The organism is Paenibacillus sp. FSL M8-0212 (assembly GCF_038004645.1).
Lineage (GTDB): Bacteria > Bacillota > Bacilli > Paenibacillales > Paenibacillaceae > Paenibacillus.
This window is the reverse complement of sequence record NZ_JBBORP010000001.1, coordinates 6,032,015-6,044,476: the sequence shown is the minus strand read 5'-3', so window position 1 is coordinate 6,044,476 and position 12,462 is coordinate 6,032,015. Positions and strand designations below refer to the sequence as shown.

Here is a 12,462-nt window from a genome sequence, read left to right as displayed (position 1 = left end):
TATGTAATGTAGTAATCAAATAGCCAGTGATACTTATAAAGGAGTGCGCAGATTGAACGAGATAGATGGTGCGATAGTCGCACTTTTGCTTTTCAGTTTCTATATTCTATTACTGTACGGAATGCCGATTATCATAATCATAGTGGGGTATTTCATATTTAAAGGTTACAAGAAGCGCAGGGGTGTGAAGACGAACGATAAGTCGGTTGCTCCTGATGGCCAGCAAGCTAGTATTAAACCATAGAGTTAATGTTGACACGACAACATTAAAGGGGACCAGAGTATGGCCCGATTGAGAGCCGCTTTATTAGCGGCTTTTTTGGTTTTTATTAAATAAGTAGAAGCCGGAAAGAGGCGATAGTCAGAACAATACCAAAAGCAAGGAGAAAAACGCCTCTAAACTTGATGCCCATCATATCATATTTATGGAGTTCATCCTTCGTACGATTAAAAGGCCACGAGTTAGGTCGTCTCAGTGCTCTAACGCCAAAGAATAAACCAATCATTCCAAGCAACAGAAAGAAAAAGAAGAAAAACATATCATCACCCCTTTAACAAAGATAAGTAATGTGGAAGCCTAGTTTAAGTTGCTTAGCCGTATTCTTTGCCAAAGTCCTCCATCTTTTCAAGGATCGGTAGTAACTTCATTCCCTTGTCTGTTAACGAATACTCAACTCGCGGAGGAACTTCCGGATATACATCGCGTTGAATAACACCATCATTCTCTAACTCTTTAAGCTGCTTTGTAAGGGAGCCTTGAGACAGATCTCCAAGGAATTTTTTGATATCCGTATATCGACGTGTTTCATCTTTTAGGTACCATAAGATAAAATATTTCCAACGCCCAGAAAGGACATTCTGAGTAAAAGCTATGGCGTACATGTCACTTTTTCCATCTATAAATTCTTGTTCAAATCCTTCATTGCAAACTCTCATTCATATCACTCCGATCCAAAGGTACAAAAAGATGTACTATGTTCATTTAAATTGCCCTCTTTGCTAACAAAACAAATACACCTATGATGGTGTCAACACCAAAACAATTTTAGTTTACCTAAAGTGTGAAAGAATAATTATTGTTATCTCGATTGAATAGTTAGCAAGCTAAATAAATATATCATAGAAATGAGTGACTGATAAGGGCTGGAAACAAACCGATATTCGATCATACTGTAAATTTTAACAAGGGAGATGTTTAACAATGAATAAAAAAATTCGGACAGGTATCATAGGAGCTTCAATTAATAACGGATGGGCGAGTGGCACACATATTCCAGCTATTGAGCACCTGGATGAGTTCGAGCTTACCGCAGTGGGAACAAGTAATATGCCAAGTGCAAAGAAAAGCGCAGAAGCTTTCTATGCAGATCACGGCTTTGATAATATGGAGGAGTTGGCTCAGCATCCTGATGTGGATATGGTCGTTGTCAGTATTAATGTCAAGGAACATTATAACGCCGTTAAAGCCGTCGTGCCTGCTGGCAAACCAATCTATTGTGAATGGCCACTGGGGTCGAATACAGAGGAAGCGCTTGAAATGCAGGAATGGATAGCATCCGCACAACTGCCAAATGCGATTGGATTACAGGCTAGACAAGCCCCGGCCGTTCAATATGTAAAAGATTTATTGGCAGAAGGTTATGTGGGTAAAGTGTTATCTGCCAACCTGAAGATCTCCATTGATGGCATGGGTGGCGTTGGTGACAAGTCGAGTGCGTACTTGTATGACCGGAAAGTTGGAGGGAACTTGCTGACCATTGTAGGGGGCCATAATCTGGATGCATTTACCTACATGCTTGGGGACTTGACAGAATTGTCTGCCACCACAGCTCAACAGTTTCCAGAAGTAGAATTGGTAGATATTCAGAAAGTCATCAAGAAAACAACGGATGATCAGATCATGATTACAGGAAAATTGACCAATGGGGCAGCAGCCAGTGTTCATATTCAAGGTGGAGTCAAACATCAGACAGGACTCACACTTGAAATTTTCGGAGACAACGGCACGATTGTGCTGAGCGCCCCTGCATCCATTCAATTCGGATCACATCAATTACGCGGTGCAGGATCTACGGACAACGAGCTTCGTGAACTAACCATTCCCGCTGCCTATTACTCGGCTCCACATTCTCTATATAACGACTCCGGATTTGTTCTGAACATGGCGCAGGCTTATCGTAAGTTTGCCAGCGATATTCAAGAAGGCACTACCTTAGCACCTACTTTCGCGGATGCGGTGAAACTTCATCAGTTACTGGATGCCGTCGAGAAATCAGCCCAGACCGGTGAACGTCAATATCTATAACCCTCACTTAACGGAACAAAATCTGATCCTTCCATATACTTAGCATGCTAAATATATTCGCAATATAGTAAGGTCACACATATCTGTGCCTGTCCAGAACGAAGGAGAAAATCGTTATGAAAAAAAGAAGTGAAATGCAACTGGCTTTACAGATGGTTTCGGGTTACGGAGCCGAATTTAGCGCATGGAGAATGCCTGGCACGGATCCTGCAGCTTACACCAATATGGATAGTTATGTAGAACGGGCTAAATTAGCTGAACAAGGAAAATTTCAAATGATTTTCATCGCTGACACTCCAGGATTATCCAACAATTTAGGTCCACAGACGCCTATGTCCCCTATGGACCCCATGTTGGCACTGATGGCAGTAGCAAGAGAGACACAACACATCGGGCTTGTTGCTACCCTCTCTACAACATTTAATTATCCCTACAACATTGCACGTCAGTTCAAAGCACTGGATGTTATCAGTCATGGACGTGTGGGATGGAATGCAGTTACCACATCCGATCCCCTAGCGGCGGCTAATTTCGGTGCCCGGGTTGAAAATCGCCAAGAACGCTATGACAAGGCACATGAAAGCATACAAATTGTTCAGGCCTTGTGGGGGAGTTGGGAACCAGACGCTTGGACGTTAGATGTAGAAGGAGGGGAATTTGCTGATATGGACAAAATCCAGCCTATAAACCTTCAGGGTCAATATTATGCATCTCGTGGTCCTTTGCCCATTCCGCCCTCTGAGCAAGGGCAGCCAGTTATTTTCCAGGCAGGAGGAGGAGGTGAAGGATTAGAATTAGCTGGGAAATATGCTTCGGGAGTGTATGCCAATCCTTATGATATTACGTCTGCCCGTGAACAAAGACAAGCCATAAGGCAAAGTGCTGCACGTTTCGGTCGAAACCCCGATGATATCAAAATGTTTGCAGGTTTTATGTTTTCTCTGGCTTCAACGGAGGAAGAAGCTCTGGATCGTCGGAAACAGCTTATGAGCTTCAATCCTCAGGAAATCCCCAGCAGGGTAAGTTACCTCGGCTCCATGGTTGGTTTACCCTTATCGGTAAACTCCGTAGATATAGATCAACCTTTAGCGGGAGATTTGTTGAAAAATGCATATGCCAACCCCATGGACCCACGTTCTCCGAGAGCCTTAAAGTTATTAAAAGAAGGACTCTCTGTAAGGGATGTTCTCGCTCACGGGGTCATCAATTATCATCCGGTCGTTGCGGGCACCCCGACACAGGTTGCTGACTTCTTGGAAGAATGGTTTTTGGCTGAAGCATGTGACGGATTCTCAGTCGTGCCCGATGTATCTTTTGATGGCGTTGCAGATTTTGTGAATCAGGTAGTACCTATCTTGCAGGAACGCGGTTTGTTCCATAAGGAATATGAAGGAAAAACACTACGCGAGAATATGGGCGTTCCTTACGAATACGGATTGCAGGAACATGGAATCAACGAATAAAGGAGAGCTTTTTAATGAATAACACACTCGAATTGCTTCATAACCATACATCGTTTCGTTCTTACACATCTCAACCCCTAACTGAGGAACAAATAGATGCAATATTTCAGGCAGCAAATCAAACTTCATCGTTCAGTCTTCTGCAGGCGGTATCCATTATTCGCATCACAGATCCAGTTCTTCGAAAAAAAGTCAGACATCTCTGTGTCGATCAACCCTATATTGAAGAAGCGGCAGAATTCTGGGTCTTCTGTGCAGATTTCAACCGAAATCATGAAATCGCTCCGGATGTGGATATTGAATATATTGAATTTCTGTTGATTGGTTCATTCGATGCCGGCCTGATGGCACAAAATGCGTTAACCGCGGCTGAATCGATGGGACTTGGCGGAGTGTTCATTGGTGGGGTCAGAGCCAATATTAGCGAACTATCCGACGTATTGAATTTACCTAAATATGTTATCCCTCTGGTGGGATTATGTATCGGGAATCCAGCTGGAGATAAGCCGGAACTGAAACCTCGGCTCCCTCAATCCATGGTATTGCTTGATAATCAATACCAACCAATGGATCAAGAGAAATTAGCAATCTATGATGAGACCATGCTGAAGTATTATGAAAATCGTCCGACGAGAGCTCCTTTCACCGTAAAAAAAGTAAAAGGATGGAGTGACCATATCCAGGATCACCTCGAGAGAAGTATTCAGCCGGAAATGATGGCCTATTTGAACAAGCAAGGTTTTGCCAAAAAATAAGCTTTACAATAAATCCATTTTTTGTTGTGGAACTTGGTTAGGAAAGGCCCTTATAACGATACTAAGGCGAATTGACACCTATATAACCACATGATACATTTAGTCTGCTAAATATAATTCGGATGTTAGGGAGGGATCGTTCATGACAGAAACAGTAGATTGTGATATTCGCCAGTCTTTAGATCGAATTTCCTCCCAAATGCGTCGAAATTATAGTGAATCTCTTCGTGAACTTAATCTCTATGTAGGACAAGATAATTTGCTGTATCGGCTGTGGTTGGGTGATGGGGTAACACAGATGCAACTAAGTGAACATATGAAATGCGAACCACCAACGGTTACAAACATGGTCAAATCACTGGAGCAGAACGGTTTTATATATCGCAAACGTGATGTACAGGATGCAAGGATCATGCGTATCTATCTAACCGATAAGGGCAAAGAATTAGAAAAACCGGTTGAGTATAAATGGAGAGAGCAGCAAGAGAAACTACTTCAATCCATTTCTTCGGAAGATCGGCTGATATTGAGACAATTCATGCAACAAATGGAGCGAAATATTTTATAACTTATGCCAAGCTTCACGTAAGCTAAATGAAATGAACGAAGCAGAGCCGCTATTATAGCGGCTTTTTTTATTGCCAATAGATATGCTTGCTTGCCCAGAACAAGAATTTGTTCTGTCAGTTTCGGAATTTACGATTACACCTCTAATGCTGGGATAAGATTGTGATAATTCAAGTTAATTTTGTTCATTTAGATGCTTAAGAGATTACAGTACACTGAAATAACATACAAACGGAACATACTAGACATGAAAAATGTGAGGAATTATAATTCGTTGGAGGTTTTAACGTGAAGACCAAAAATATCTGGTTTAATCAACCTGCTGGAACATGGGAAGAGGCATTGCCTATCGGAAATGGAACTCTTGGAGGCATGATTTTTGGGAAAACACAGATCGAGAGAATCCAGCTTAATGAAGATAGTCTGTGGTATGGAGGTCCGATGCAGCGGAATAATCCTCAAGCACTTGAATCTTTATCTCAGATCAGAAGCCTGATTTTTGACGGTAAGATTAGGGAAGCAGAAGAACTCGCAGCAGATACTCTGGTGGGTGTTCCTGATGGGCAAAGACATTATGAGCCATTAGGGGACTTCTATATCGCTATGGATCACAGTGAACATGAACCAAATGAATATCAAAGACATCTCGATCTGGAACATGGCAAGGTAAACGTGAATTATACCGCAGATCAATCCATTTACAGCCGTGATTATTTTGCTAGCTACCCGGATCAAGTGCTCGTTGTTCATCTCAAATCTAGCGTGCCTGGAAAGTTATCTTTCTCCACTATTTTTGGTAGGGGAACCGTTCTGAAATCAACATCCTATTCAGATATTCTTAAGCATCCTGTTGGTTTCCAATCCTATCTGGACCGGATTGAGAGGCGTGGAACGAATAACTTGATCATCCGGGGAAGAAGTGGAGGAGAAGAAGGAATCCGATTTTGTTGTGCGATTCGCCTAATATCTGAAGGAGGGCAGGTTAATTATTCAAGCGGTCAGCTTTCTCTGAAGGATGGTAATTCAGCGACTATTCTAATCACGGCTTGCACGGATTTCCGAGTACCCAAGGAACAACTCGAAGTGGAGTGCCTCCGAAGAATTGAGGCCGCTTCAACAAAACCATATAGCGAACTGCTCGCCAATCATGTCTCGGACTATCAATCCTTATTCGAAAAGATGGATTTACATCTCGAAGATGAAAATAAAGATGTGATATGTTCCGAACTTCCAATTGATCAGCGCCTTGAACGGCTTAGAGCTGGTAAGCATGATCCGGAACTGATGAGTCTATACTTTCAATTTGGTCGTTATCTGCTTATCTCAAGCAGTCGTCCAGGTTCTTTACCGGCAAACCTTCAAGGGATCTGGAATAAAGACATGCTCCCTGTATGGGATAGCAAATATACGATTAATATTAATACACAGATGAACTACTGGCCTGCAGAAAGCTGCAATCTGTCTGAATGTCACGTTCCATTGTTTGATTTTATAGATCGACTGCAAGTCCGGGGAAAGGAAACCGCTAGAACCATGTACGGATGCAAGGGGTTTGTTGCTCATCACAATTCGGATATCTGGGCAGACGCTGCTCCGCAGGATGTATGCATGACATCGACGTTTTGGACTATGGGGGGAGCATGGCTTTCAATACATCTATGGGACCACTACGAATACAATAAGGATGTTCAGTTTCTCAAAAAAGTTTACGCCACGATGAAAGATGCGGCTATATTTATTCTGGATTATCTAATAGAGGATCCTATCGGCAACTGGGTGATATGTCCTTCGTCCTCACCGGAAAATCGCTATATATTAGATAATGGAGAGTCGGGGGCTTTATGTTTTGGTGCTTCAATGGACAATCAGATTATTAGAGAACTCTTCACGCGTTGTATTGAAAGTACCCGGATCTTGCAAGAAGATCAGGAATTCGGAGAAGTACTCCGTAGTGCTTTAATCAAAATACCGGAGACCTCCATTGGCAAACATGGCCAGATCCAAGAGTGGAGTAACGATTATGATGAATTGGAACCGGGCCACAGACATATTTCCCATTTATTCGCTTTGCATCCTGGAACACAAATTACGTTGCAATCCACACCTGATCTCGCCAAGGCAGCTCGTGTAACACTCGACAGAAGACTGGAACACGGTGGTGGACACACAGGATGGAGCAGGGCGTGGATTCTCAACATGTGGGCACGATTAGAGGAGTCGGAACTTGCACACGATAACATCGTGGAACTTCTACGTTCCTCCACGTTACCCAATCTGTTCTGCGACCATCCTCCATTTCAAATTGATGGGAACTTTGGAGGTACTGCAGGTATAGCCGAGATGCTTCTCCAGAGCCATAACGAAGTAATCAGATTGTTACCTGCTTTGCCGGCAGCTTGGCCAAAAGGATATATTCGTGGTATTCGGGCTCGTGGCGGATTCGAATTAGATCTGGAATGGGAAAATGGTCGTCTGTTGAATACCAGAATTCGCTCTATTGCAGAATCAAGAGTAACCGTATCCTATCTGGACCAAAAGATAGAATTAACCTTTCCTGGCCCAAATGCTATGGTTGAATTGAAAGGATACGACTGGAATAATTAATAAGAAGTTACCGATTACCTGAGCGAATACCGGCTGATAAAATTGCCGGGCGAATTCGCTCTTTTTTTTTGCTCAATGAAATGTTTAAAGAAGACTTCCATATTTAACAAATTTGCCAGGTGAAGTGCCGACCTGTTTGGTGAAGCTGCGAATAAAATTGGCATAATCTCCAAAACCGGATTGATAACAGGCCTCTGTAATACTTAAACCTTCGATTAAATAAGATTTCGACAGCTCTATACGGCGACTAAGAATGTATGCTCGAATCGTGAGTCCTGTATGCTTTTTGAATTGTCGACTAATATAGCTGCTATTCGTGAACATAGCCTCTGACAATTGTTCGAGCGTCAGTTGCCTCGTCAGATTACATTCAATGTAATCCATCGTATTTCGAACTAGTTCAGGCATAATATCCGTTGCAACAAAATCCGTATTTTGAAAAGTTAGATTCGTTAGAAGGAGTAACTGTGTAATCAAAATATTCCCTAGAATATCCGCTCCATAGTCACTTGATGAGAGACACTGTTCAAGTTCGCCAGCTAATTGCAGCACTCGTTGAAGTTTGTCCTCTTCAAGATGTACGATATTTCCCTTACCCTTGGGACGGTAGTCAAAACATGCGGATAAGTTGGTCGTTGACGTAGACAAGCGGTTCAGATATGACTTTTTCAGATTTATGGTAATTCTCTCATATTCGTTTTTGTCCAAGGCAAAGGAACGGTGCATCTCCTCCGGGCTAAGAACGAGCAGATCGCCACGTTGCAAATGGTAACACCGGTTCTCAATATAGAAGTTAACATTGCCACGAAGAAATAAGTAGAGTTCATATGCATTATGTCGATGATAAAACGTTCCCATATTATACGTGGTGGTGCGATGAAGATACAACAGCTCATTCTGGATTGGGTCAAACAGGTATTCTGAAGTCTCATTCATATCAGATATATGACCTCCTTGTCGTTTCGCGCAATAAATATAGCCGTTTGTGCAATGAAATTGCAGACGTGAACCTATAAAATGTAACCATCCTAGCATGATGGATACATAATTGCAAGCGTTTACACTCAAGTGTGTACAACGCGATTGGAGGAAAAAATGGATCTGATTTTCACGGCACGAAGTAGAGGGCAGGACAACGTAGAGTACACGGCATTGGACAAGCATGCTCTCAAAGCTGACGTAAAAGTAATAAGTGGAAACGGTAGTGCAGAAGCTCCATGGCAAGCCGACATTCAGATTTACAACGAGGGCCAGAATGCCTGGACAGGGGTTATTCATGTGGAAATGCCGTTGGATAAACAGAATCCGAGGTTTTTTTTGCCTGCATTTATGTATGGCCGCAACCGGGGCGAAGCACCCCAGAATGTCCCAAATGAGTTCCCCAGACTAAGGGAGGGCAGTCCCTCTCGCCCTTCATCACCCTGGTGGATGGTCCGAAGCGATCGTCTGTCTCATCCAGCTGCACTTATCTATGATGAAGGTCGGATTGTTGGTCTAAGCGCAAGTCCCTACTGGATCAAAACAGGAAACCAGAAGCAGCAATGGTATCCAGGAATGGAAGGAACGTTCGTGCAATATGGGGGATTCACATGTTCTATTGAGAAGGGTACGGTCGGATATACGCTGGGATATGAGAATGCTCCGTTGTTATTTATCAAATCCAGACTTGTCCATGAGCGAGCTGCCCTTGGAGAAAACTGTTTTGAACTTGCGGCAGGTGAATCGGTTGGGCTCACACTTGAACTATATAACTACGAGTCTGAATCAGAACTGGGTATCAATCCTGCACTGGAAACAATCTATAGGAGGTATCACGAAAAACCAAGAGAAGGAAGTGACATTCAGACAACGGTAACGGATTTGTCCAATGCCATCTATGAATATGCCTGGCTTCCGGAGGATCGTCATTACTCCACATTTGTATATGAAGATGCTGCTGAAACTGGTGGCTACCGATACAACAAAATTATCTCAATCAGTTGGACAAATGGTATGACCATAGCTGCACCAATGCTTATGGCCGCACTGCGCCTGAATAATGAGCCCATGCGACAGCAGGCGTTATCCTGTATTACCAATATTATCGAGAATGCCATGAATCCCGAATCCGGACTTCCATACGATGCCTATCAGGATGGGATATGGAGTGTTAAAGGCTGGTGGTTCGACGGCATGCGTACCCCAGGACATTCCTCTTATCTTGTAGCTCAAGCGATGTTCTACATTCTGAAAAGCTACGATTATGAGAAGCGTATTCGAAATGTGAGACACGATGATTGGCTGGGTTACGTCAAGCAAGTGCTTGATCGTCTGGAGTGCACAAAGAATACGGATGGAGAATATCCCACCATTTTGTCAGAGCGGACAGGAGCAGGTCTTGAATATGATGCCTTTAGTGGGGTCTGGTGTCTTGCTGCCAAGGCATATTACTGTTGGTTAACCCATGATGAATCTTCTCTGGAAGAGCTCAGACGAAGTGAAGCCCACTATTACAGCACCTATGTTCAACACATGGAATGTTACGGCGCTCCGTTGGATGCGGATAAAGCTGTTGATTCGGAAGGTATTCTGGCTTACATCAAAGCTGTTCGGTTTCTACACGCGTTGACTGGCGACGAGCTGTTTCTAGATCACATGAGAGATGCAATCAGCTATGAATTCAGTTTCAAATTTTGTTACAACTCACCTGTTAAGATTCCGCCGCTCAGTACACTAGGCTGGTCCAGTTCCGGGGGAAGTGTCACTTCAGTAGCTAATCCGCATATTCACCCCATGTCCAGCAATCTAGTGGATGAGTTGTTGTATTACGTTGGACACCGGGAAGAGAATTATGTGCGTCAACGTATGATGGATACCATTGGGTGGGGTTGTCAGACCTATAATCACTATGATCAAGAATTCGGCTATGGCAAAAAAGGATGGATGTCTGAACGCTTCTGTCATTCGGAAGGACTGGTCACTGAAAAATATGCGGATGGTACGCCAGCCAGTACCTGGTTTTGCCTGATGCCATGGGCCAGTGGCTCGATCATCGAAGGCCTCGTTGGCGACTATTGGGATTATGCACGCCATGAATGAATTTATGTTGCAATAACTACAACAGTCACCATGTTAGATTCCGCCGATAGAGAGAACATGCTACCGGCGGTTTATTTTTGTTGGAGGAAAGGGGACAAACGGATGTTAACAGTACTACTGGTAGATGACGAGATGTATGTACGAAAAGGGCTGTATGAACTCATAAGCTGGATTGAACTTGATATGGAGATCATCGGAGAGGCAGAGAATGGTGTAGAAGCACTGAATCTGATTGAACACCTGCAACCAGACGTGATTATAACAGATATCCGTATGCCAATCCTGGATGGACTGGAACTTATACGTGCCGTAGAGAAAATGCCACATTTGGAACCTGTGTTCATTATCATTAGTGGTTATAATGACTTCAAATATGCACAGCAGGCAATCCGGTACGGTGTTCATGACTATATCCTGAAGCCTATTGATGATGAAGAACTGACAGCGACGTTGCAGAAGTCAGCTAAACTCATTTGCAATAAAAGAAAACATATCCTCTTGGGTGAGGGACAAGCCAGTAACATCATGCTGGAGGATATGATCAAAGGCCATGTACAGAAGGAGGATGAACATCGATATGCCGAGATGCTCGGGATCAATCGTAGCTCCAGTCTGCTTATGACTTTGATTGAACTTCAGACAGGATTAGACGAAATTAAAATCACCATCGAACAGCTACGTGAAGCAGTACATGCTCTGGAAAGTAATATATGCAAAATGTTCATCAGTGAGCAACAACGCGGCATGTTTGCCTTATTACTGTTGTGGCCTGATCATCATCAAGAGGGCTCGGCGTTACAGGATAAACTGCATAATATTCATATAACACTGAGCAAAAAGCTTAATCTGGATATCGGCCTTTACGCAGGAACACTCGTCAAAGAAATTGGTGATGTCCCACAATCCCTTATGGCGGCTGAAGAAGCAGCCAAGCATAAATATGCTGAAACTGGTGGTGTCGTGCGGTATACGGAGATCAAGGACAAACCGCTGTTTGTTTTCAATGTGTACCAGGACGAGGTGGATCACTTAATTTTGAGCCTGGAAGAAGGGAATAGGTCAGCTTATCACAAGGTCGTAGAAGAGAAATTCAAATTGTTTCATATGAATCGATTTTCTCCTCAAGCTGTATCGGGTTCTCTTTTGCGTTGTATAACGGGTATTCTCGCTGTGGTCCACGAAATGGGTGGGAATGATGAAGGGTTGCAGCAGCTAAAGGAGTTGGCACAACAAAGTCATGAAGGTTGGAATTTACGACTATTGAAGAATGCTTTTCTCATCGCGCTGGAGGAAGCCGAGGAATATGTCTCTCATTTGCGGATGGAGCAATCAAAAGGCGATATCAGCAAGATCAAACGATATATTGATGCAAATTATACCGAGAACATCAATCTCAAAAGCATTGCTGCGCTCTTTTACATGAATCCCGTTTATCTTGGGCGGTTATTCCGCAAAAGCTACAATCAATATTTCAATGACTATCTGCTGAACCTGCGGATTCATGAAGCGAAGAAGTTATTGCGCCAGACGGATCTGAGAATGTACGAGGTCGCTGCACGCGTAGGATTTCAGAATGCGGATTATTTTGTAACCCAGTTTGAGAAATTGGTTAAGTTATCGCCTACAGAGTATCGCAATCTCCTTATGGCAAATGAGGAGCGAGGTGCACAATGCCAAGATGGAACCTGAA

The 12,462-nt window shown here is 43.3% G+C and carries 9 protein-coding genes; 7 read left to right on the top strand and 2 right to left on the bottom strand.

Features of this window, described 5'->3' with window-relative positions; genetic code table 11:
- Nucleotides 1-591: 591 nt before the first annotated feature.
- Nucleotides 592-936: a winged helix-turn-helix transcriptional regulator gene (locus tag MKX68_RS26405; RefSeq protein WP_074095086.1), complete on the bottom strand. Its 345-nt coding sequence runs from the start codon at nucleotides 934-936 to the stop codon at nucleotides 592-594.
- Nucleotides 937-1,201: 265 nt separating this feature from the next.
- On the opposite strand from MKX68_RS26405, the gene MKX68_RS26400 reads away from it, so the two are divergent.
- From MKX68_RS26400 to MKX68_RS26380, 5 genes are all read left to right on the top strand, one after another.
- Nucleotides 1,202-2,305, top strand: a complete 1,104-nt coding sequence (locus tag MKX68_RS26400; RefSeq protein ID WP_340914694.1) for a Gfo/Idh/MocA family protein — start codon at nucleotides 1,202-1,204, stop codon at nucleotides 2,303-2,305.
- Between the two features lie 116 nt (nucleotides 2,306-2,421).
- Complete coding sequence (locus MKX68_RS26395; RefSeq protein WP_340914693.1) at nucleotides 2,422-3,768, top strand: NtaA/DmoA family FMN-dependent monooxygenase; 1,347 nt, start codon at nucleotides 2,422-2,424, stop codon at nucleotides 3,766-3,768.
- Between the two features lie 14 nt (nucleotides 3,769-3,782).
- Entirely contained in the window at nucleotides 3,783-4,523 is a 741-nt protein-coding gene (gene nfsA / locus MKX68_RS26390) for an oxygen-insensitive NADPH nitroreductase (protein WP_310335363.1), read from the top strand.
- A 142-nt stretch (nucleotides 4,524-4,665) separates the two neighbouring features.
- Nucleotides 4,666-5,091: a MarR family winged helix-turn-helix transcriptional regulator gene (locus tag MKX68_RS26385; RefSeq protein WP_340914692.1), complete on the top strand. Its 426-nt coding sequence runs from the start codon at nucleotides 4,666-4,668 to the stop codon at nucleotides 5,089-5,091.
- Nucleotides 5,092-5,378: 287 nt separating this feature from the next.
- Nucleotides 5,379-7,694, top strand: coding sequence for a glycoside hydrolase family 95 protein (locus MKX68_RS26380; protein WP_340914691.1), 2,316 nt, complete (start codon nucleotides 5,379-5,381; stop codon nucleotides 7,692-7,694).
- Between the two features lie 84 nt (nucleotides 7,695-7,778).
- Here the strand turns inward: MKX68_RS26380 and MKX68_RS26375 are convergent, their stop codons facing one another.
- Nucleotides 7,779-8,630 (bottom strand): AraC family transcriptional regulator, encoded by an 852-nt coding sequence (locus tag MKX68_RS26375; RefSeq protein ID WP_338594767.1) that lies wholly within the window; start codon nucleotides 8,628-8,630, stop codon nucleotides 7,779-7,781.
- Between the two features lie 159 nt (nucleotides 8,631-8,789).
- Between MKX68_RS26375 and MKX68_RS26370 the strand changes: the two genes are divergently transcribed.
- Complete coding sequence (locus MKX68_RS26370) at nucleotides 8,790-10,772, top strand: hypothetical protein (RefSeq protein ID WP_340914690.1); 1,983 nt, start codon at nucleotides 8,790-8,792, stop codon at nucleotides 10,770-10,772.
- A gap of 102 nt (nucleotides 10,773-10,874) precedes the next feature.
- Entirely contained in the window at nucleotides 10,875-12,461 is a 1,587-nt protein-coding gene (locus MKX68_RS26365; RefSeq protein WP_340914689.1) for a response regulator transcription factor, read from the top strand.
- Nucleotide 12,462 lies beyond the last annotated feature (1 nt).

What these genes read in the sequence shown, in the direction of transcription:
- MKX68_RS26405 (WP_074095086.1), bottom strand. Translation starts at nt 936, where the DNA reads ATGAGAGTTTGCAATGAAGGATTTGAACAAGAATTTATAGATGGAAAA.
- MKX68_RS26400 (WP_340914694.1), top strand. Translation starts at nt 1,202, where the DNA reads ATGAATAAAAAAATTCGGACAGGTATCATAGGAGCTTCAATTAATAAC.
- MKX68_RS26395 (WP_340914693.1), top strand. Translation starts at nt 2,422, where the DNA reads ATGAAAAAAAGAAGTGAAATGCAACTGGCTTTACAGATGGTTTCGGGT.
- nfsA (WP_310335363.1), top strand. Translation starts at nt 3,783, where the DNA reads ATGAATAACACACTCGAATTGCTTCATAACCATACATCGTTTCGTTCT.
- MKX68_RS26385 (WP_340914692.1), top strand. Translation starts at nt 4,666, where the DNA reads ATGACAGAAACAGTAGATTGTGATATTCGCCAGTCTTTAGATCGAATT.
- MKX68_RS26375 (WP_338594767.1), bottom strand. Translation starts at nt 8,630, where the DNA reads ATGAATGAGACTTCAGAATACCTGTTTGACCCAATCCAGAATGAGCTG.
- MKX68_RS26370 (WP_340914690.1), top strand. Translation starts at nt 8,790, where the DNA reads ATGGATCTGATTTTCACGGCACGAAGTAGAGGGCAGGACAACGTAGAG.
- MKX68_RS26365 (WP_340914689.1), top strand. Translation starts at nt 10,875, where the DNA reads ATGTTAACAGTACTACTGGTAGATGACGAGATGTATGTACGAAAAGGG.